Below are 23,948 nucleotides of genomic sequence, written 5' to 3' on the forward strand. Positions count from 1 at the left end.
AATGATTACTCTTTTTTAGGATTATAAATGATTATAAAAAGAATAATAATTGCAAGTAATATTAAAATGTAAATTTCTATCTGAGTAAAAAGTTCAACAGAACTAATTGCCTTTTCACTGATAGATACTTGCCTTTTTCCTTCACTTAGCTGTATTTTTGCTAAATCATAAAGATTTTTTTGAACTTCAGAGATGTTTTTAAATAAAGTAGCTTTGTCCTCAGTTTGAGAATTGCTAAAGTTATCTTCAGAATTAGATAGCGATGCTAAATTCTTTTTAAAATCTTCTAATATATTTCCTTCTTTAACGGTTAATTTTGTTTGTTCAAATTGCAAAATATAATCATGAATATCGTTCATAATTACTTTATTTCTCTCTAAAAAGAAAATAGAATCAGAAACAGCAAGTGCAACTTCTTTTTCACGAATAGAATTAGAAATCTTAAAAATCAAGTCTTTTGCAACAAGTCTATCTTGATAAATAGAAACAACAGAATCTTTTACTCTTGTAAAATTATTTTTATCAATTAAATTAGTTGCAATTATCAAAATAAAAACCATTAAAATTCCAAGACTCCATTTAAGTTTACTAGAAAATGTCATAATTTATTTGTTTTGTTTTTACATCGCTTTTTTAACGATGAATTGTAATTCATATGATAAGTTAGTAAATATACTTAAAATGTAAAATATTTTGGCTAAAAACAATAATTTGTACTAATTATTTTATAAGAATATCTAATTTACTGCAATATTTAGAGCATCATTTTATAGTTAATCATCTATTAAAATTAATAATTTAAGATGCTAATATATCTGCATTTATTACTCTTTGTCAAAAATTTAGCTTTATTTAAAATAAAAAATCTTTTTTTTAATAGATTTAGCAATCATTCTAAAGGAATTGCAATAAAATCATTATTTTCGCAATCTTATTTGAAAATACACAAAATGAAAGCGAAATTTCCTGAGTATAAAGGTCTTGACTTACCAAAAGTAGCAGAAGAAATTCTAAGCTATTGGGAAGAAAATAATATTTTTGAGAAAAGTGTAACTTCAAGAGAAAATGCAACTCCTTTTGTGTTTTTTGAAGGACCACCTTCTGCTAACGGATTGCCTGGAGTTCACCATGTTTTAGCACGTGCTATTAAAGATATTTTTCCACGTTACAAAACTATGAAAGGCTTTCAGGTAAAAAGAAAAGCTGGTTGGGATACTCATGGTTTGCCAATAGAATTAGGGGTAGAAAAAGAATTAGGAATAACCAAAGAAGATATTGGTAAAAAAATATCTGTAGAAGATTATAATGCTGCTTGTAGAAAAGCAGTGATGAAATATACAGATGTTTGGAATGATCTAACTCAGAAAATGGGGTATTGGGTAGATATGGAAGATCCATATATTACTTATGAACCAAAATATATGGAATCTGTTTGGTGGTTGTTAAAAGAAATTTACAACAAAAAACTGATTTACAAAGGATATACAATTCAGCCATATTCTCCAAAAGCAGGTACAGGTTTAAGTTCTCACGAATTGAATCAACCAGGAACGTATCAAGATGTTACAGATACTACTGTTGTTGCTCAGTTTAAAGCTGTAAATGAAACTTTACCAGATTTTTTACAAAATTTAAGCGACATTCATTTTATAGCTTGGACAACAACTCCTTGGACTTTACCATCTAATACAGCATTAACTGTTGGGCCAAAAATTGACTATGTTTTAGTGGATACCTTTAATCAATATACTTATGAACCTGTAAAAGTTATTTTGGCTAAAAATTTAGTTGGAAAACAATTTGGAGGGAAAAATGCGTTTCAAGTTGAAACATCAGAAGAATTGAAAACATATAAATCTGGAGAGAAAAAGATTCCTTTTTATGTTGTAAAAGAATTTATGGGTAAAGATTTAGTAGGCATAAAATACGAGCAAATTTTAGATTTCAATTTAGATTTCGAAAACAAACAGAATGCTTTTAGAGTAATTGCTGGAGATTTTGTAACTACAGAAGATGGAACAGGAATTGTACACACTGCACCTACTTTTGGAGCAGATGATGCTTTGGTTGCAAAACAAGCAAGCCCAGAAATCCCACCATTATTGGTAAAAGATGAGAATGATAATTTAGTTCCTTTGGTAGATTTACAAGGTAAGTTTATAAAAGAGATTAAAGATGATATTTATGGTTTTGCAAGTGAATATGTAAAATCTGAATATTTAAACGAAGCTGATTTTGAAGTTGAATTGAAAAATCAACAAGAAAAAATGGTTAACGTTCTTAAAAATCAAGATAAATACTTGTCTGTTGATGAACGTTTAGGATTAAAATTAAAAAATGAAAACAAGGCTTTTAAAGTCGAAAAATACAAGCACAGTTACCCAAATTGTTGGCGAACTGATAAACCAATTTTATACTATCCATTAGATTCTTGGTTTATTAAAGTGACTGATGTAAAAGAGAGAATGCATAGCTTAAATAAAACCATTAACTGGAAACCAGAATCTACAGGAACTGGACGTTTTGGTAATTGGTTGGCAAATGCAAATGATTGGAATTTATCACGTTCTCGTTATTGGGGAATTCCACTACCAATCTGGAGAACAGAAGATGGTAAAGAAGAAATTTGTATTGGCTCTGTTAAAGAATTGAAACAAGAAATGGCAAAAGCTGTAAAAGCTGGCGTTTTAGCAAAAGATATTTTTGAAGATTTTGAAGTGGGTAATAATTCCGAAGAAAACTATGCAAAAATAGATTTACATAAAAATATTGTTGATGAAATTATCTTAGTATCATCAACAGGACAAAAAATGTATCGTGAAAGTGATTTAATTGATGTTTGGTTCGATTCTGGTTCTATGCCTTATGCTCAATGGCATTATCCGTTTGAAAACAAACAAAAAATTGATGGCAACGAATCTTTTCCTGCAGATTTTATTGCAGAAGGAGTAGACCAAACAAGAGGTTGGTTTTATACATTACATGCCATTGCAACCATGGTTTTTGATTCAGTTGCCTATAAAAATGTAGTTTCTAACGGATTGGTTTTAGATAAAAACGGACATAAAATGTCTAAACGTTTGGGCAATGCAACAGATCCTTTTACAACATTATCAACTTATGGAGCAGATGCAACACGTTGGTATATGATATCGAACGCAAATCCTTGGGACAATTTAAAGTTCGATTTAGAAGGAATTGAAGAAGTAAAACGTAAGTTTTTTGGAACACTTTACAACACTTATTCATTCTTTACTTTATATACAAATATTGATGGATTTTCTTATGAAGAAGCAGATGTTCCTTTAAATGAAAGACCAGAAATAGATCGTTGGATTTTATCAGAATTACACACATTAATTCATAAAGTAGATAAGTTCTACGCTGAATACGAACCAACAAGAGCTGCAAGAGCAATATCAGATTTTACACAAGATTATTTGAGTAATTGGTATGTTCGTTTAAGCAGAAGACGTTTTTGGAAAGGAGATTATCAAACAGACAAAATTTCTGCATATCAAACTTTATACACGTGTATGAATACGATTGCAAAATTAGCAGCACCAATTGCTCCGTTTTTTACAGATAAATTGTATCAAGATTTAAATGCTGTAACTGGCAAAGAATCTTCAGAAAGTATTCATTTATCAGATTTCCCTCAATATGATGAAAGCTTTGTAAATAAAAGTTTAGAACGTAAAATGGAAAATGCTCAAACAATTTCTTCTTTAGTATTGTCATTAAGAGCAAAAGAAAAAATAAAAGTGCGTCAACCCCTACAAAAAATTATGATTCCTGTTGATAATGAGCAACAAAAGGAAGAGATTTTAGCAGTTGCCAACTTAATTCAGAATGAAGTAAATATCAAAGAAATTCAGATTTTAGAGGATGCATCAGACATTTTAATCAAACAAATAAAACCTAACTTTAAAACCTTAGGGCCAAAGTTTGGAAAAGACATGCGTTTTATTGCTGCTGCTGTTCAAAAGTTCAATCAAGAAGATATTAACAAAATTGAAAAAGATAAAAACATTTCTTTAGAAATTAATGGAAAAAATATAAATTTGAATATTAGCGATGTAGAAATATCATCAAAAGATATTGAAGGTTGGTTGGTTGCAAATGAAGGAGCGTTAACAGTTGCTTTAGATGTTACAATAACAGAAGAATTACAAAAAGAAGGTGTTGCCAGAGAATTGGTTAATAGAATTCAGAATGCACGTAAAGACACTGGTTTAGAGGTAACTGATAAAATTAAATTAACGGTTTTAAATTTCGAAAACCTACAAAAATCAATTACTGATAATAAAAACTACATTATGAGTGAAACATTAACTGAAGAATTGGTTTTTGTAGATGCATTAAGCGATGGTATAGAAATAGAATTTGATACCATTAAAAGTAAAATATTAATCGAAAAAATGTAAGACTATGTCAGATTTAAAATCAAAATATAATAAGGAAGATTTAGAGGAGTTTAAAGCAATTATAGAAAAAAAAATAACAAGATCAGAATCAGATTTGGCAATGTTAAAAGCTGCCTATAAAAATGATGCTGATAATGGAACAAATGACACATCAGCTTCTTTTAAATCTTTTGATGAAGGTTCTGAAGTGATGAACAAAGAAGCAAATGTTCAGTTAGCAATAAGACAAGAAAAATTTCTTAGAGACTTAAAAAATGCTCTTTTAAGAATAGAAAACGGAACCTATGGTGTTTGTAGAGTTACAGGAAAATTAATTCAGAAAGAGCGTTTAAGATTAGTGCCTCATGCAACTTTAAGTATAGAAGCGAAACGCAAGCAATAACCATTTATAGAGTTAAGGTAAAATTCCGATTTTTAATACAATTAGTATTAGAAATCGGAATTTTATTTTTGTAAATTATCTTATGTGCTTTTAAATAAGATAATTACCTTATTTTTGTTTTATGAAAAAGATATTTTACATAACCCTAGTTTTAATTATAGGGCTATTTATTTTTAATTATTTAGCAAACAAAAGTACTGTAGAAAAAGTACAAGAGCTTCATGCTAAAACTATCAAAAAACACTTATTTAATACAAAACCAAGCCTTTCTAAAGCAGAAAGATTCGCTTTTGGTTTGCCTCCTAATACGTATTTAGCAGAAAAGTATTTATTAGAAATGAATCCCTATACTGGTAGAACTCATCCAGAAAATATTTACAATACCCAACAAGAACTAGCTAAGAAAAGAGCCTTTAAAAGAAGAACACCTGGTGATGCAATAGATAACAAATGGGAAGAAAGAGGGCCTAATAATGTTGGGGGTAGAACAAGGATGGTGCTATTTGACCCAAATGATGCTACTCACAAACGTGTTTTTGCTGGTGGAGTAAGTGGAGGGCTTTGGGTTAATGATGATATTACTAATGAAAATTCATCATGGATTAGAGTGGGTATTGATGAAAACCTTGCAGTTACTTGTATGGCAGTAGATCCAAATGATTCGCAAATTATGTACATAGGTACTGGAGAGTTAAATGCACCACAGCAAGCTTTAGGTGATGGTGTTTGGAAATCTATAGATGGAGGTAAAACTTGGAATAATATTTACAAACTAAGAGGAACAACAACTTCTGGCAGCGTTCCAGGAACCTATTATATAACTGATATTGTTGTTAGAGATTCAGATGGAAGTGTTTTAACCACAAACGACTCTGAGGTTTTTGTAAGTATTGGTGCTGCTTTTTATAGTAGCAATCCAATAAATACTTTTGTGAGTACAAATGAGTATGGTATTTTTAAATCTACAGATGAAGGTGCTAATTTTAACAGAATTACACTTACTATAGAGGGAACAAATGTTGCTGCAAATGATTTTGAGATAGGTATTGACAATACTTTGTGGTTAAGTACAGTTAGAAATATTTATGGAGAAGGAGGAGGGCAAATTTATAGTAGTACAGATGGTAATTCTTTTACCTTAAAACACACAATTGCAAATGGTAGAAGAACAGAAATAGCAGTTTCTAAACAAAATGCAAATACAGTGTATGTTTTAGCAAGAATAGGGACTTTAAATGTTGCTGAAACTGCTTTTATTACCCCTTATGTATCACTTTTAAAAACTACAGATGGGTTTGCAACCTTACCTACAGATTTAACTTTACCTAATGATGCAGACACTAATATTCCAGCAGATGATTTTGCTCGTGGACAAGCTTTTTATAATTTAGTCATAGAAGTAGACCCTACAAATGATGCAATTGCTTATGCTGGAGGAATCGATTTATTTAGAAGTATTGATAGTGGTACAAATTGGAATCAAATATCTAAATGGCATCCTGGGAGCTTAGCACAACCGTATTTTTTAGATGTAAATTTACCTGTTCCAGTTGTTCATGCAGACCAACATGTATTGGTTTTTCATCCAACAGATGCAAATAAAGCTATTTTAGGAAACGATGGAGGTGTTTATTATGCAACTTCATTGTCTACTGCTGCTGCAAGTACAACTGCAATTAGCGAAAGAAATAAAAATTATAATGTTACTCAGTTTTACAACGGAGCAATTGGGCAAAGTGTAGCTCCAGATTATTTTATTGGAGGATCACAAGACAATGGTACTCAATTTTTTAATAATGCTACTGAAGGTATAAATAGTACAACTGGAGTTTTTGGTGGTGATGGAACTCAATGTTTTATAGACAAAGATGGAGGTTATATGATTGTTACGCATTTATATAACAGAATTTTACGTTTTGATTTACCATACACAGGAAGTTCTGTAACTATAGCATCAGACAGAAGTACAGGAAGTTTTGTAAATGCAATGGCTTTAGATGATCATTTAGATATTTTGTATACCAATGGGTCAGATCATTTAGCTCGTTTTACTGATATAACTACAGGTACTCCTATAAGAACAAATATTACTGACGCTCTTTTAAGTGATATTACAGCCATTAAAGTATCGCCATTTACATTGGCTTCTTCTAAAGTTTTTGCAGGTACAAAAACTGGTAAGTTAATAAAAGTTGAAAATGCAGATACAGCAATACCAACAATTACAGATATTTCTTCCCCCTCTTTTTTAGGAAGTATTTCTTCAGTAGAATTTGGTGCATCAGAAAATGAAATTATGGTTACTTTTTATAATTTTGGTGTAGAAAGTATTTGGTATACCAATGATGGAGGAGTAAATTGGTCAAACAAAGAAGGTAACTTTCCAGACATTAATGTAAGATGTATTTTAATGAATCCACTAAATAATGATGAAGTTATTATTGGTACAGAATTGGGTGTTTGGAATACAGCAAATTTTAAAGATACATCTCCTGTTTGGAACCAATCTTATAACGGAATGTCTAATGTAGCAGTAACTTCTTTAAATTTAAGAACAATAGATCATACAATACTTGCCTCAACCTATGGAAGAGGAATGTACACAGGTAATTTTAAAATTGAATGGACTGGAGCCACAAGTTCAGATTGGGATACAGCTTCTAATTGGGAAACAAATTCAGTTCCTTCAACTACAGACAATGTGGTTATTCCTACTGGTGTTCCTCACTTTCCAACAGCAGCAAATGATATCACTGTAAGTTCTATTACAATTCAATCTGGTGCTTCTTTTAAAGCATCAGGAACTGTAACAGGAAAAGTAACTTATCTTAGAAATTTACCAACAGATAATTGGTATTTAATTGCATCACCAGTAAGTGGTACTGGTAATGTAGTTTCTGTTATAGATTATTTACAATCTCATGATTTGGTAAGAAGTACTGCTACTACTGGTGTTAATCAAAATATAGGTTTAGCACCTTATGATAACACAAAAGTAAACGCAAATGCCAGATGGAACTATTACACAGTAGGAGATTTTGACGATTTAAATGCAAATGATACTACTGATGAAATGCTTTCTGGACAAGGTTTTTCTACAAAATTAGCCTCAACTGGATCTATTTCTTTTACAGGCAATATGAATACAGAAAATGTTACTAGAACTATTTCTAGTGGAGCAGGGAATGCTTTTAATTTGGTTGGGAATCCTTATACATCTTTTGTAGATGCCAATACTTTTTTAACAACCAACAGTATTACAAACACAAATATAGATGGTACTATTTGGCTTTGGAACAAAGTAACCAATAGTTATGATGCAGAAAATTTAACGGGTTCCATTAAAATAGCTCCTACACAAGGATTTTTTGTGAAAAAAGCAGCAGGAAGTAGTATTCTTTTTGAAGAAGGGAGTCAGACTCATGAAACTACAGATACTTTTCAAAAAACGGCGAATCCAGAAATAAAGTTGCATTTATCTAATGGAATCAATACAAAGTTTGCTAAAATATTTTATATAAACGGAACATCAGCAGGTTTTGATAATGGTTATGATAGTGAATTGTTTGGCGGTGTTTCTAATAATTTTACTATTTACTCTCATTTATTCTCAGACAATGTTGGCAAAAAGTATCAAATTCAGTCTTTGCCAGATGAAAATTTAGAAGAAATGATTATCCCTTTAGGGGTAAAATCTGCAAAAGGAGAGGTTACTTTTAATATAGATGCAAATAATTTACCAGCTAATTATAAAGTTTTTTTAGAAGATAAAATTACAGGTGTTTTTACACGATTAGATGAAGTTGATAGCGAATATAGAGTTGTTTTAACGAGTGCTTTAAATGGTGAAAATGAAATTGGTAGATTTTTCTTACACACAACTTCCCAAAATATTTTAAATGTAAAGAATGAAACACTATCAAACATTTTATTGTACAGTTCTAATAAAGAAATAAAATTTTCGAGATTACCAAAAGGAAAAACTTTAGTGACACTTTATAATGTTTTGGGTAAAAAGGTTTTAAAGGAAACTATTGATGAAAATACAACATCAATTTCTGCAAAAAACTTACAAAATGGAATTTATATAATTGATGTTAAATCAGACAAAGGAAACATCAGCAAAAAGATACTTATTGAATAAAAAAGATACTATAAATTCTTTAAAAGCTAATATTTTCTTAACAAACCAATAAACACAATATTATTCTTATTTTTGTGACTTCAAATCATAAAAAATGTCAAAAAAGAATCTTGCAATTGCTACTATTTTATTCGCAATTATTTTAGATCAAATTATCAAAATATATATAAAAACACACTTTATTCTGGGAGAAGAGGTGGTTGTTTTTGATTGGTTTAGAATTCATTTTGTAGAAAATAACGGAATGGCAATGGGTTTTGAGTTTGGTGGTAAAGCAGGGAAACTGTTTTTAACCTCCTTTAGGTTGGTTGCTGTTGTAGGAATTATCTATTGGTTAATTCAAAATATAAAAAACAAGGTTCACAATGCAGTTATTGTGGCAATTGCACTTATTTTTTCTGGAGCAGTTGGTAATATTATAGATTCTGTTTTTTACGGAGTTATATTTGATCATCCTAGTCATAAAGTAGCAACTCTTTTTCCTGAAGTTACTGAGGGTACTTTTTTTCATGGTAAAGTAGTAGATATGTTTTATTTTCCTCTATGGCAAGGTGTTTTGCCAGAATGGATTCCGTTTGTTGGTGGAGAAATGTTCACTTTTTTTCAATATATATTTAATCCTGCAGATGCTTTTATAAGTATTGGTGTTGCTTTGTTGTTTATTTTTAGTAGACAAGCTTTTCCTCAAGAAGAAGTAGCAGCATAGTTTTTTATTTGTGAGTAATATGATGTTTTTTTAAATTAATCTAAAAATCTAAAAATCTAAAAATCTAAAAAATATGCGTTTTCTAAAATACATTGCTGTTTTTTTATTAGGATTTTTAATTGCTAAGTTTTGGTATGAAAAAACGGTTGAAAATCAGCAACAAGAAGAAATACAAGTAGTTGTAAAATCCATTAAAAGTTTAAGTAAACTAGTAGTTTCTAAAGGGACTTTCTCTGAAGTTTATAATTATACCGATTCTAAAAAATATTTTTACGATTACCTTTCTTTTGATAAAAAAGCCATTGTAACAGTAAATGCAACTGTAGAGGTGGGTTATGATTTGTCTCAATTAGAAATTCAGATAGATTCTATTGATAAAAAAATCATCATCAATAAAATACCAAATCAAGAGCTTTCTATCTTTCCAGATGTAAAATATTTCGATTTACAACAAAGTCAGTTTAATACTTTTTCTAAAGAAGATTTAAATAAAATCAACAAAAAAAGTATCGATAAAATTAAAGAAACCATAGCAGTTACTCACTTACAAACAAAAGCTAAAAAAAGCTTGTTTGAAGAATTGTCTAAAATATACCAACTTTCTGTAATTTATAACTGGCAAGTTGTAGACAATACCAATTCTAGTTTTTTAGCAGATTTTAAAGATTAGATTTCTCTTTTTCTGATGCAAAAATTTGTATTTTCGTAGCATGTCTACAACTTTAGAACTTCAAGTAAAAACCTTACCAAATGAACCTGGAGTTTATCAATACTTTGATAAAAACGAAGTTATTATTTATGTTGGTAAAGCTAAAAACTTAAAAAAAAGAGTTGCATCCTATTTTAATAAAACCCATGAAAATGGTAAAACAAGAGTTTTAGTAAAAAACATTGTGAGTATAAAGCACATTGTTGTAAATACAGAAACAGATGCTTTATTGTTAGAAAATAATTTAATAAAAAAACACAAACCAAGATACAACGTTTTATTAAAAGATGATAAAAGTTATCCTTGGATTTGTATTAAAAAAGAACGTTTTCCTAGAGTTTTTATGACACGTAGAGTTATAAAAGATGGTTCAGAATATTTTGGTCCTTATACCTCTGTAAAAACAGTCAGAATTTTATTAGATTTAATCAAAGAATTGTACCCACTTAGAACTTGCAAGTACGATTTAAGTCATCAAAATGTAAATGAAGGTAAGTACAAAGTATGTTTAGAATATCATTTAAAAAACTGTAAAGGAGCTTGTGAAGGATTAGAAACAGAAAGCCACTATAACAATTCTATTGTAGAAATTAGAAATATTATCAAAGGAAATTTTAAAGAAAGTTTAGAGCGTTTTCAAGAAATGATGTTGGTGTATGCAGAAAAAATGGAGTTTGAAGAGGCTCAGAAAATAAAAGATAAATTGTATTTATTAGGCAATTATCAAGCAAAATCTACCATTATAAATCCGTCTATAAATAATGTAGATGTGTTTTCTATTATTTCTGATGAAACTCATGGATATGCAAACTTTTTAAAGATTTCTAATGGTTCTATTATTCAATCTCATACCACAGAAATAAAGAAAAAGTTAGATGAAACAGATAAAGAATTATTAGAATTGTTTATTGTTGAAATAAGACAACGTTTCGATTCTCAATCTCCAGAAATTTACGTGCCTTTTAAAGTAAATTTAGGCGAAATTGTAAAAGTAACTATCCCAAAATTAGGCGATAAAAAACGGATTGTAGAATTGTCTGAAAGAAATGCAAAATATTACAGGCAAGAACAATTTAAGCAAGTACAAATTGTAGATCCAGATAGGCATGTAAAACGTATTATGGCACAAATGAAAAAAGATTTGCGTTTGCATGTTGAGCCAAGACATATAGAATGTTTTGATAATTCTAACATTCAAGGAACAAACCCTGTAGCTGCTTGTGTTGTTTTTAAAGATGGCAAGCCAAGTAAAAAAGATTACAGGCATTACAATATAAAAACAGTAGAAGGTCCAGATGATTTTGCTTCTATGGAAGAGGTTGTTTATAGAAGATACAAACGCTTGCTGGCAGAAGAACAACCCTTACCTCAATTAATTATTGTTGATGGAGGAAAAGGACAATTATCATCTGGTTTGCAAGCTTTAGAAGCTTTAGGTTTAAGAGGTAAAATAGCTATTATTGGTATTGCAAAACGTTTGGAAGAGATTTATTATCCTGGAGATCCTATTCCTTTGTATTTAGATAAAAAGTCTGAAACGTTAAAGATTACCCAGTATTTAAGAAACGAGGCACATAGATTTGGAATTACATTTCACAGAAATAAACGTAGTAAAAGTGCTATAAAAAGTGAGTTAGAGCTAATACCAGATGTTGGCAAACAAACCATTACCAATTTATTGCGTAAATTTAAATCAGCAAAACGAGTAAAAGAAGCTACTTTAGAAGATTTAAAAGTAGCAATAGGTCATGCTAGAGCAACCAAAGTACACCAATACTTTCATCCACCAAAAAAATGAAAAAGTTACTAACCACTTTTTTTTTAGCAATAACAATTGTTATTACTAGTCAAGAAAAACAACCAAAAATTGGGTTGGTTTTAAGTGGTGGAGGTGCAAAAGGTTTTGCTCATATTGGTACTTTAAAAGAAATTGACAAAGCTGGTTTACAGATAGATTATATTGGTGGTACAAGCATGGGAGCAATTATTGGTGGCTTGTATGCAATTGGTTACTCTGGAGAACAAATAGAACAAATAGCTTTAGAAACCAATTTTATTGCGATGTTAAGAGATGTATTGCCAAGAAGCTCTGAAACCTTTTTTGAAAAAGAATATGGAGAAGATACAGTGCTTACTTTACCTGTAAAGAAAGGAGCTATAGGTTTGCCTAAAGGAGTTTCTAAAGGACAAAACGTTTTAAATTTTTTAATGGAGTTGTTAGCAAAAGTAGAAGGTATTAGTGATTTTAAAAAATTACCAATTCCTTTTTTTTGTATTGCTACAGATGTAGAAAATGGAGGAGAGGTTTTGTTAGAAAATGGTTCTTTGCCTTTGGCTTTAAGAGCTAGTAGTTCTTTTCCTACCTTATTAAACCCCGTTGTTTTAGATAATAAGTTGTTGATTGATGGAGGGGTTGCTAATAATTTTCCTATTGGTGTTATGAAATCTAAAGGAATGGATATTGTTATTGGTGTAGATGTTGAAGGCAGATTGTATCAAAAAGAAAAATTAAATTCTGTAGTGGCTATTATGAATCAGATTATTAGCTATCAGATGTATCGTAAAAGTGATAACGAAAAAGAAAACTTAGAGGTGTACATTCATCCACAAATTTTTGATTTTAATGTTGTAGATTTTGATAAAAAAGAGGAAATTTTAAAAAAAGGTATTGAAGAGGCAAAGAAGTTTACATCAGTATTTAAAGAACTTGCTCTAAAGCAAATTGAAAAAAAAGTACGAGAAAAAATTACAATTGATGATAACATCTTTCAAATATCAAGCATAGACTTAAAAGGAGATAAAAATTATACAAGAGCCTATGTTTTAGGAAAACTTAATATTAGAAAAGGAGACTCTTTATCTAGAAAAGAGATTACTAAAAGAATTTACCTTTTATCAGCCACAAAAAACTACGAAAAAATTGAGTATAATTTAACTAAAAAGGAAGATGAAACTTATCAATTAAAATTCACTTTAAAGGAAGCTAATGATAACGCAAGTTTAAAATTGGGGGTTCATTATGATTATTTATACAAATCTGCAGTATTGGCAAATTACAATCAGAAACACTTATTGGTACAAAACGATTTGTTTTCGTTAGACCTTATTTTAGGCGATAATATTAGATATAATTTAGACTATTTTGTAGATAATGGGTTTTATATTAGTTATGGTTTTAGATCTCGATACAATCATTTTAGATCAAACTCTAAGTTTAACCCTATTATTTCTCAATATCCTACTATTAGTCGTATCAATTTAGAATACACAGATATTACCAATCAATTTTTTTTACAAACAACTTTTCATAGAAAATTTGCATTAGGTGTAGGTGTTGAGCATAAATATATTAGTGCTACTACAGAAACAGTAGCTTCTTTAACGAACCAAGCAACAACTTTTGACAATAGTCATTATTTAAACAGTTTTGGTTATTTAAAGTTAGACACTTATGACAAAAAATATTTTGTAACTAAAGGGTATTTTGCAGATTTAAATATTAAATGGTATATGAATTCATCTGATTACAATGATAATTTTACCTCTTTTATACAAACAAAAGGAACTTTAGGATTTGCAAAAACTTTTTGGGATAAGATAACTTTTCAAATGACAAATGAAGCAGGTTTTACGCTAACAGATTCAAATTCTGATGTTTTTGATTTTTATCTAGGAGGTTACAATCAAAATTATATCAATACTTTTGTTTCTTTCTATGGATATGATTTCGCTGAGTTATCTAACAATACTTTTTTAAAATCAGAATTTAATTTTAGATACCTTTTAAAGGATAAGCATTATGTATCTTTTATAGCAAATTATGGACGATTAGACAATAATGTTTTAAAAAGCATTGATTTGTTTAGAGATATTAAATCTGGCTATGCAATAGGCTATAGCTATGATACTTTTATAGGACCTGTAGAATTAAAACACAGTTGGTCACCAGATACTAAAGAACATTATTTGCTGTTTAATTTAGGTTTCTAGTTTTAGTTTATAGCTTTTAAATTCAGTTTTACACAAATTTTAAAGCAAAACAATGGGTATCCTTACAAAGTATATTTTTAGTTTGCTACATAAGGCCTTATGTTTCTTATAAGGTTTGGTTCAATAAAAAAGCCTGTAATATTTTAAAATATTACAGGCTTTTTTATTGAATTACAATTTTTTATTTTTTCACATATTTAGTGCTTAAATGAAATTCTTCGTAAGTTTCTAATAAACTCATTAAAGCTTTAATTAAATCTTGAGTTTCTAAAAGAACACTAAAATATAATGTTGTGTTTTTAGGACTTGTTTCATCAGTTCTAATTCTAGCTACTTGATTTTCAATAGATGCTCTAACGTCTTTTAACAACTCATTTTTTTCAATTAAAAGACCATTTAAATTGTCCAAATCTCTATTATCAAAAATTTGAGCTTCTTTGGTTAATAAAGCAGATAAGGCAACATCTATCGTTTTTAAATCTTTTATTTGTCCTTTTTTAAGATTTTTATGGTTGTTATTTACGTGTTTGTAACTTGCTCTAGAAATGTAACTAATAGATTGTGCTACATCTTGTAAATAACCTAAAACCATAATGTAAAATCTACTTGCTTCTACAGAGGTTTCATCTAAAGATTTGATAAAATAAAATACGCCATCTTTTAAGCCATCTATTTCATCGTTTAATTTTACAACATGTTTTTCTGTTTTTCTTAGTTTATTTAAATCGTGGTTAGCTAAATCATTAACCACATTTGTGTATAACTTGTTTACACGGTTTATTACTTCAGAAACATGATCTGCACTTTCTTCAATTACCCCATTAATAGTAATTAATTCTGCTCTTTCAATATACACTTGTTTTTTAACTTCTTTAGATTTTTTTCTATGCCTTATAGTGTTTCTACCAATTAAAAATGCAACTAATATAAGTAAAAGGGGTATCATAATCATGTCCCAACTGATTAAATAAGCAACAATAGCGGCTGCTAAAAATGCTGTAATTGCTGTTAAAAACCAACCACCAATTACATTTAAAACACCAGCAACTCTATATACAGCACTTTCACGTCCCCAAGCTCTATCTGCTAATGAAGTACCCATTGCTACCATAAAAGTTACATAGGTAGTAGATAAAGGTAACCTCATTGAAGTTGCAATAGAAATTAAAATACCAGCAACAATTAAGTTTACAGAAGCTCTGATTAAGTCAAACGCAGGTAATTCGTATGTTTTATCTTTTGGTAATTCAATTACAGGTTTTTGAAATTTAGAATCAACAAAATTTAATACTTTTACAGGGAATATTTTGCTAATCCCAAAATTAAGACCCATTGCAGCTCTAACAATAACTCTAGATAATGGATTTGGTTGAAATTTTTCATGTCCATCACCTTGTCTCGATAAATCGATTCCTGTTTTAATTACATTTTGTGCTTTGCTAGAAGTCCATAAAGTAATTACCATAATAGCACCTGCAAATAATAACAACCAAATATTAGAGGGAACTTTTTCTGCTAAAATACCCATAGAAAAGGAATCTGCAGCAATACCAGAAGTTTCCCAGGCTTGGTAAGAATTCCAAGCAGCAATAGGTACACCAATAAAGTTTACCAAATCATTACCAGAAAAAGCCATGGCTAAAGAAAAGGTACCAATTCCAATAATTAGTTTTAGAATATTTATTTTAAAAGTTGCTATTAAAAGTTGAGCAATAATAGACCAAGCAACAAAACTACCTGCTATAATTAACAAAGTATTCCCTTCTATTAAATGTTTTACATCTTTATAAAAAGGGGTTCCTTTCATACCTTTTATAATGATAAAGTAAGTAATTGCTGTAATTGCAAAACCACCAAATAATGCACTAATATAAATAGCTCTTTTTTCAAAATTAAAAGAATAAATCATTCTAGAGGCAAATTGCACAACAGCACCAACAGAAAATGCTACGACTACAGAGAGTAGTATACCAAAAATAATTTTGGTAGCAGTTTCGTGGTTGATATAACTCCAAAGATCATTAAAGCTTTGTGCGTCATTTGCAGAGATTTTTAATAAAGAGATACAAACTGCAGCACCTAATAATTCAAAAACAATAGAAACTGTTGTAGAAGTTGGCATTCCTAAAGAATTAAAGATATCTAATAATAAGATATCGGTAATCATTACTGCCATAAAAATAATCATGATGTCTTGAAACATAAACATATTAGGATTAAAAATACCTTTACGTGCAACTTCCATCATTCCACTAGAAGTTACAGCCCCAAAGAACACACCCAAACTAGCAATAATCATAATATTTTTAACAGATATTGCTTTTGAGCCGATGGCCGAATTTAAAAAGTTAACAGCATCATTACTAACTCCTACAACTAAGTCTACAATGGCTAAAATAGCCAATGCAACTAACATTAAAATATATGGGTCTCCCATTTTTACTTGTTTGTTTATTTTTTGCTAATCTATGTACATAAATCATAGTTTATGTTATGTTTATGTTATTTTTTTTTATCAACTAAATCTTATTTTATGTAATATTTAAAACGATATATTATACAATTTAATGTTTAAAAAAAGCAACCCTAACTTAGGATTTAACATTTAATTAATATTACAATAATGTAAGGTTAATTTTAGGATAACATAGAGTTTACAAAACTAGTTCACTTTTGCAAAATAAATTAAACATAATAATGAAGAAATTTTTATTAATTACATTTTTAGCAATCAGTCAGTTAGTATTGGCTCAAAGTAAAGGAACTGTAAAAGGTTTGTTAACCGATAAAGAAACAAATAACGAGCCATTGCCATTTGCAAATGTTCAAATTAAAGGATCAACTATTGGAACTACAACAGATTTTGATGGAAATTACGTATTACAGGTAACTGAAGGAAATCATATTTTAGTTTTTAGTTTTCTAGGATACAAATCTATAGAAAAATCAGTTACAGTTAAAGCAGGGCAAACTACTACAGTAAACCAACTAATGTCTGCAGAAGAAGGAGTTGCTTTAGATGAAATTGTGATTAAATCATCTAATAGTAAGGAGTCTGTATCTGCATTGTTATTAGATCAAAAAAAAGCAACAGTTATTATAGAAAGTATAGGGGCACAAACTTTAACAAAAACAGGTGTTTCAAACGCAGCAAATGCAACAACAAAAATTTCTGGAGTTACAAAAAGTGAAGGTACTGGTGATATATATGTTAGAGGTTTAGGAGATAGATATTTGTCAACTACAATGAATGGATTACCAATACCATCTGATAATGTTGATAATAAAAACATCAATTTAAGCTTATTTCCAACAAGTATTATAGAGAATGTTGGTATTAGTAAAACCTACGCAACATCAAATTATCTTGATCAAGCTTCAGGTAACGTAAATGTAGAAACTAAAGGGTATCAAAGAAAAGAGTTTTCGATTAGTGTTTCTGGAGGTTCTAACACAAATGTAATGAATCAATTTAGTGATTTTAGAAGAACAATTATTACAGATGATGTAACATCGGGTTTTCATCAAAAACAATTTGCAGTTCAAGATTTAATTACTAGACAAGGTTGGGATACTAGAAGTCAAACTGCACCAATGAACTTTAGTGTGTCATTATCTGGAGGTAAAAAATTTGATATATTTGGTAAAGATTTAGCTGTTTTTGCATCAGCTTCTCACTCTAAATCTTTCAATTATCAAAGTGGTTTATTTCAATTAGCTAGAGCAAATAATATTGATATTATTTTTTCAGATGTAGAAACATTTAGTTCAAATACAAATACTACTGGATATGCTAATCTTGGATTAAAATTGAATGAAAATAATAAATTAAAGTTTAATTCTTTATTTGTAGTCCAAAGTGTTGATAATTTATTTGAAGCTGGAAGAAATGCAAATGGGTTTGTATTTGAGCAAGAACCACAAGAAGAAGGGGCTTTTATAAGAGACCAAAACTTTAAACAAACCATTATGCTTGTAAATCAAGTATTGGGAAGTCATAATTTATCGGAAAATAATACTTTGAAATGGGGCTTAGGTCTAAATTTTATTTTGGCAGAAGAACCAAATAGAATAAGGAATGAAGCAAATATATTAAATCCAACTACAGTTCAATATTCTAATAATAGTGCTTTTCAACAAAGAAAATCAAGTCAGAAAATAGAAGATAATGAGATCAACGCTTACTTAAAAGATAGCTGGTCTTTTGGTGAAGTTGATAAAGATGATAATTTACCTTACAAATTTAATTTTGGATTAAATTATAGAAATAAAGAAAGAAGTTTCAGCTCTCTTTTTATTGGGGTAGATGCAGATGGTTTTCAAGTACCAACTGTTGACGATTTTTCATTAACCTTTATACCTAATGCATTTAATAATGGTTTAAGACTAGTTGAAAGACCATTAGATAGATATAACGGTACTTTTGATGCTATTGCAGGTTTTCTAGATTTAGATTTTAGCTTTAATAGATTTAGTGGAAATTTTGGAGTAAGGTATGAGAGAGATGAGATTTTTGTAGAGTGGGATGTAGCTAACTTTCAAGGAAGAACAGGCTCTTTAAATAAAGATTATAATAATTTAAACCCTAGTATTAATTTAAAATATGAATTGGATGATAGAAATTTTGTTCGTTTTGCAACAAGTATTTCTCAGACATTACCAGAATTTAAAGAATTTGCTCCTTTTGAATATGTGTCTCCAACAGGTAGGGTAACTAAAGGAAATCCAGATATAGAAAGATCTAATGTTTATAATGTAGATTTAAAGTGGGAGTTTTATCCATCTAGAGAAGAGTTAATATCTGTAACTGCATTTTATAAAAAAATAGAAGACCCAATTAACTTAGCACAAGCTAGAGGTTCTGCTGGTATTTTTCAATTTTTTAATACAGGAGAAGAGGCTAATATTTATGGAATCGAATTAGAAGGTAAAGTAGGATTTTTAGAAAATGATGATGATGAGAATTTATTAAACTTAACAGGTAATGTTACACAAATGTGGCTTACACAAGATTTATTAGAAAATTTTCAATACAACAATAAAACAGCATCTTCTTTACAAGGAGCTTCAGATTTTATTATTAACACTTCTTTATCTTACAGTAACAAAAAGGAAAGAGAGTTTACAGCAACTTTAACAGGAAATTATTCATCAGATAAAATATTCGCATTAGGTAATCCAGAGAGCTTTACTAGTAGTGATACAATTTTTAATGATGAAATTATTGAAAAAGGTTTTGTAACCCTAGATTTAGTGATAAGTAAAGAAATTACAGAAAAATTATCTGCACGTATTGTTGGTAGAAATTTACTGAACCCATCAATCAAGCAAACACAAAATATTAGAAATTTAAATACTGCTATAACAACCGCAGAAACTGTTCAACAATATACAAAGGGTAGTCAATTATCATTAAATTTAAAATATACTTTTTAAAACATTAGAGTAATATTTGTTTTAAATATAGTTATAAACCGGTTGTTTACTTTAATGGTAAACAATCGGTTTTTTTTCTGCTAACAATAAGTTAACAAATGTCTTTTTTTTTCTTTTAACATTAACAATCACTTAATATTTAGTTAAAGAAAAAGACAACAATTAATGTGACTTTTGTATAACAAAAATAAATTAACAGTTTTAATAAATTAACAAATTAACAAATTAACAAATTAACAAATTAACAAATTAACAAAATGAAAAATTTTAAGTTCTTATTTTTATTTGCTACAATTTTAAGTTTAGCTTTTACAAGTTGTGGAGATGATCCAGAACCAATTATTACAGCAAATTCACCTGTGATAGAAAATCTTAAAAATGGTATATTAGATGGTAAACTAGAAGAAAATTACACTTTAGACGCGTCTGTTTCTTATACGTTAACAAACTCTTTTCTTGTAGATGATGGTGTTACTCTTAATGTTCCTGCAGGTACTCAAATAAACGCCGTTGCTCAAGGAGTAGATGTTTATATAGCTGTTTTACAAGGTGGTAAAATTAATGTTAATGGTACTGCTAACAATCCAGTAATTATGGCATCAACAAATGGAAACCCAGGAGATTGGGGTGGTTTAACCTTATGTGGTAAAGCAACTACAACTGCTGGAGTAGATGCAACAGCAGAAGTTGGTGGTTTTGTTTATGGAGGTTCTACAGATGGTGATAGCTCAGGTATTATTAGAAATCTAATAATTAAAGGTACTGGTGCTGCTATTAATGCAGACTCAGAATATAATGGTGTTTCTTTTTACGCTGTTGGTTCTGGAACAGTTGTAGAAAATTTAGCTGTAATTGATGGTGCTGATGATGGTGTTGAATTTTTTGGAGGAACAGTATCTGTTACAAATCTTTATTTAGAAAACAATGAGGATGATGCTATTGACTGGACAGAGGGTTGGAATGGTACAATTACAAACTCTTACATCGTTAATACAAAAGCAGATTTTTCTACAGTTGTAGAAGCTGATAAAGAAAATGGAAACCCTAAATTAATCAATTTAACTGCTGTTTCTTCTGTTGGTGGTACTGCTTTACAGTTTAAAAAACAATCTGGTGCTACAATTTCAGGGTTGTCTTTAGTTGGGTATGATGTTACTGTAGATATGGCAAATGATGGTCCTTTAGCTAATGTTATTTTAAATGGTGCAACAGCAAATCCTTCATTAAGTTATAATGCAGCTAAATCTGTAGATGTATCAATTTTTGATTGGGCTAATGCAGAACTTACAGAAGTTGTAGATTTAAGTGGTAGATTAAACACTACTTTAACTTTAGATAGTTCTAAAAGATATAGATTAAGCTCATCTTATATTGTAGAATCTGAAGGAAAATTAATTATTCCTGCAGGGACAAAAATTAGTGCTAGATCTGGTGGTGTAGATGTTTATTTAGCCGTTTTAGTTGGTGGTGAAATAGATGTAAAAGGTACTGAAGCTAACCCTGTTGTAATGTCTTCTACAGCTGGTGCTCCTGGTGATTGGGGAGGTTTAACTATTTGTGGAAAAGCATCTACTACATCAGGTGCAAACTCAACTGCAGAAGTTGGTGGTTTTGTTTATGGTGGTACTACAGATAATGATAGTTCAGGTTCTATTAAAAACTTAGTAATTAGAGGTACAGGTGCAGCTATTAATGCAGATTCTGAATACAATGGAATTTCATTATATGCAGTTGGATCTGGTACTACAATAGAAAATGTAGCTATTATTAATGGTGCAGATGATGGTATTGAATTTTTTGGAGGTACTGTATCTGTAACTAATATTTATTTAGAAAACAATGAAGATGATGCTGTAGATTGGACAGAAGGCTGGAATGGTACAGTAACCAATACTTACATTTCTCATACTATAGATAATTTTTCAACAGCTTTTGAAGCAGATAAAGAAAACGGTAACCCTAAGTTTACTAATGTAACAGCTATTTCAACAACTGGTGGAACTGCATTACAATTTAAAAAGAATTCTGGTGCAACAATTACGAATCTTTATTTAAGTGGTTACGATACTAACATAGATATGGCTAATGATGGGCCTTTATCAAATGTTATTATTGATGGTGTTGCAGCAATACTAACAGGTACTTATAATTCTGGTACACAAGTAAATGTTTCAGGATGGTCTTGGACTAATGCTGAGTTATAGTTTCAGATTAAATTTAATTAATACTACAAAAAAAAGCAGGCTATTAGCCTGCTTTTTTTATTTAAATTTCTGATGATAATTAGTCATTAAATGCAAGACTAGATTCAGACTTCCAATCATTAACACGAACAATAGAGTTCTCATTATAAGTAATTTCCTTTAAAGAATCTTTTCCCCAAATAAACCATTTACCTACTTTTTTACCATCTTTATATTGAGCCATTTGAGTTTTGTTTCCTTGCTTGTCAAAACTTTTCCAGATACCTGTTAATTTTTTGTCTTTAAAAAAACCTTCTGCCTTTACCTGTCCATTATCAAAGTAATAAGTAGCTTTCACTAAATCTCCTGATTTTTCGTATTTAGGTGCTATTTCTTGAGAGAATCCTATTGCTGATATAAGTAAAACTGCTATAAATATTGCTTTTTTCATAATATGTATTTTTTATGGTTAACACTAAACTTACACAAATATAGTAAAAAATTACAATAAAAATACATTTTGGTAACATTAAATTAACATTGGAAACCCGATAAAAACACAATATACTGATAATTAGGTGTTTATGTTTTTTTGTTATTTTTATTTTATATCAATATTAACATAATTACAATAAATGGAATTTCCAAAAGAATAGAATTGATTAAAATTAAGAAATAATTTTTAGGCCTCTAAAACAGAAAACCCCTTAAAGCTATCTAACTTTAAGGGGTTTTCTTTTTACTAAGAAACAGAATTTCTATAATCTCCATCCTATATTTAATCCCAATCTAGGTACTAATGTAGGAGAATCTGAGCTAAACATATTTCTTCCAATACCTCCAAAAAGATCTATAGTAAAACCACCAGAAGATACAAATTTTGTTCCAACAACAACACCTAAAGCTGCATCTGTGTAACTAATATTAAAATCGTTAGAATCTTCTATTGTTTCTTTTTTACCAGAGTTTACTCCTATAAAAGCTTCTCCAAAAAAGTTCCATTTTTCACCTGTAGAAAAATAATTTCTAAAATAAGGAGTAATCATCATGTTTTCATTATATCTAAAACTATCCTCTTGATCTGCAATATTAAAAGCTAGAGAAATACCAAAAGAAGAACTTTCAGATAAATATCTTTCATAAGAAAAATCTAAATTTTTTATAATAATTGCATCTGCAATATCTACCTTAATCTCATGTTGTGCATAGCTTATAGAGCCAAGCATCAGTACGAATGCTAAAATTAATTTTTTCATTTTTTTGTTTTTTTGATTAGTTATTTGTGTTACTTACCTTGCAAACATACAAAAATAAGATTGTATTTAGAATCGATACCCTAAAGAGATTCCTCCTCTAGATATGATGCTGTTATCAAAAAAGCTATTCGCGTCATTGTTAAACATGTTTCTACCAATACCTAGCAAAACTTCTGCTGTAAAGCCAGATTTAATAATAAATTTACCTCCAACAGAAACACCCAAAGCAAAATCGGTTTCACTTTCTATTTTAGAAGAGCTAAAAGAATAATTTCTTTCTTCATAATGGTTTAACATTCCAAATCCTTCTACAAAAAAACCTCTTGCAAACCTTGTTTCAGAAAAAAACCATCTGTAAAATGGAGTGATAGATATTTTTTTAGGGAAATAAAAATCATTGTCAATATCATTAAAATTGTAAAATACAGAAACACCATAAGAAGTATCTTTATTTATTAGTTTTTCATAAGAAACATCTAAAGAAGAAAACACAATTAAACTAAAGGCATTTAACTTAATTTCATGTTTTTTATTAAAATCTTGTGGGTATTCTTCTTTTTGATTTTCTTGAGCAATCATCAAAGTTGAAAAGAAGACTAAAAATAGAATTGTACATTTTTTCATGGCATTTGTTTTTTTAATGTATTATTAGCGTTAACAATTATAGTGATAAATATTAAAAATGATATTATATGATTATTATTTATTTTAGATA

14 protein-coding genes are annotated in these 23,948 nt (G+C 29.3%); 9 read left to right on the forward strand and 5 right to left on the reverse strand.

The window, feature by feature from the left end:
• Positions 1–5: 5 nt before the first annotated feature.
• Entirely contained in the window at positions 6–602 is a 597-nt protein-coding gene (locus Q0731_RS08365) for a chemotaxis protein (RefSeq protein ID WP_299062563.1), read from the reverse strand.
• Positions 603–950: 348 nt separating this feature from the next.
• On the opposite strand from Q0731_RS08365, the gene ileS reads away from it, so the two are divergent.
• From ileS to Q0731_RS08400, 7 genes are all read left to right on the forward strand, one after another.
• Positions 951–4,427 (forward strand): isoleucine--tRNA ligase, encoded by a 3,477-nt coding sequence (gene ileS / locus Q0731_RS08370; protein WP_299062566.1) that lies wholly within the window; start codon positions 951–953, stop codon positions 4,425–4,427.
• Positions 4,428–4,431: 4 nt separating this feature from the next.
• The gene (locus Q0731_RS08375; protein ID WP_299062569.1) at positions 4,432–4,809 is read left to right on the forward strand and encodes a TraR/DksA C4-type zinc finger protein; all 378 of its coding nucleotides are present in this window, start codon (positions 4,432–4,434) and stop codon (positions 4,807–4,809) included.
• Between the two features lie 121 nt (positions 4,810–4,930).
• Positions 4,931–8,953: a T9SS type A sorting domain-containing protein gene (locus Q0731_RS08380; protein WP_299062572.1), complete on the forward strand. Its 4,023-nt coding sequence runs from the start codon at positions 4,931–4,933 to the stop codon at positions 8,951–8,953.
• A gap of 94 nt (positions 8,954–9,047) precedes the next feature.
• The gene (locus Q0731_RS08385; RefSeq protein ID WP_299062575.1) at positions 9,048–9,659 is read left to right on the forward strand and encodes a lipoprotein signal peptidase; all 612 of its coding nucleotides are present in this window, start codon (positions 9,048–9,050) and stop codon (positions 9,657–9,659) included.
• A 73-nt stretch (positions 9,660–9,732) separates the two neighbouring features.
• Positions 9,733–10,329 (forward strand): DUF4230 domain-containing protein, encoded by a 597-nt coding sequence (locus Q0731_RS08390; protein ID WP_299062578.1) that lies wholly within the window; start codon positions 9,733–9,735, stop codon positions 10,327–10,329.
• 40 nt (positions 10,330–10,369) lie between these two features.
• The gene (gene uvrC, locus Q0731_RS08395; protein WP_299062581.1) at positions 10,370–12,166 is read left to right on the forward strand and encodes an excinuclease ABC subunit UvrC; all 1,797 of its coding nucleotides are present in this window, start codon (positions 10,370–10,372) and stop codon (positions 12,164–12,166) included.
• Positions 12,163–14,358 carry a patatin-like phospholipase family protein gene (locus tag Q0731_RS08400; RefSeq protein WP_299062584.1) on the forward strand — a complete coding sequence of 732 codons (2,196 nt, stop codon included), beginning with the start codon at positions 12,163–12,165 and terminating at the stop codon, positions 14,356–14,358. Before uvrC ends, Q0731_RS08400 begins: the two co-directional genes overlap by 4 nt.
• Before the next feature lie 181 nt (positions 14,359–14,539).
• On the opposite strand, the gene Q0731_RS08405 is transcribed toward Q0731_RS08400, so the two are convergent.
• Positions 14,540–16,795 (reverse strand): inorganic phosphate transporter, encoded by a 2,256-nt coding sequence (locus Q0731_RS08405; protein ID WP_299062587.1) that lies wholly within the window; start codon positions 16,793–16,795, stop codon positions 14,540–14,542.
• 260 nt (positions 16,796–17,055) lie between these two features.
• On the opposite strand from Q0731_RS08405, the gene Q0731_RS08410 reads away from it, so the two are divergent.
• A complete protein-coding gene (locus tag Q0731_RS08410; protein WP_299062590.1) occupies positions 17,056–19,794 on the forward strand; it encodes a TonB-dependent receptor in 2,739 nt (912 codons plus the stop codon).
• Between the two features lie 257 nt (positions 19,795–20,051).
• Positions 20,052–21,998, forward strand: a complete 1,947-nt coding sequence (locus Q0731_RS08415; RefSeq protein ID WP_299062593.1) for a hypothetical protein — start codon at positions 20,052–20,054, stop codon at positions 21,996–21,998.
• Between the two features lie 79 nt (positions 21,999–22,077).
• Here Q0731_RS08415 and Q0731_RS08420 read toward each other — a convergent pair whose 3' ends face one another.
• From Q0731_RS08420 to Q0731_RS08430, 3 genes are all read right to left on the reverse strand, one after another.
• The gene (locus Q0731_RS08420) at positions 22,078–22,428 is read right to left on the reverse strand and encodes a nicotinic acid mononucleotide adenyltransferase (protein WP_299062598.1); all 351 of its coding nucleotides are present in this window, start codon (positions 22,426–22,428) and stop codon (positions 22,078–22,080) included.
• Between the two features lie 307 nt (positions 22,429–22,735).
• On the reverse strand, positions 22,736–23,233 hold the full coding sequence (locus tag Q0731_RS08425; RefSeq protein WP_299062600.1) for a hypothetical protein: 498 nt from the start codon (positions 23,231–23,233) through the stop codon (positions 22,736–22,738).
• A 66-nt stretch (positions 23,234–23,299) separates the two neighbouring features.
• Positions 23,300–23,857 (reverse strand): DUF3575 domain-containing protein, encoded by a 558-nt coding sequence (locus Q0731_RS08430; RefSeq protein ID WP_299062603.1) that lies wholly within the window; start codon positions 23,855–23,857, stop codon positions 23,300–23,302.
• Between the last annotated feature and the right edge of the window lie 91 nt (positions 23,858–23,948).

This window comes from uncultured Polaribacter sp. (genome assembly GCF_947497695.1).
Classification (GTDB): Bacteria; Bacteroidota; Bacteroidia; order Flavobacteriales; family Flavobacteriaceae; genus Polaribacter.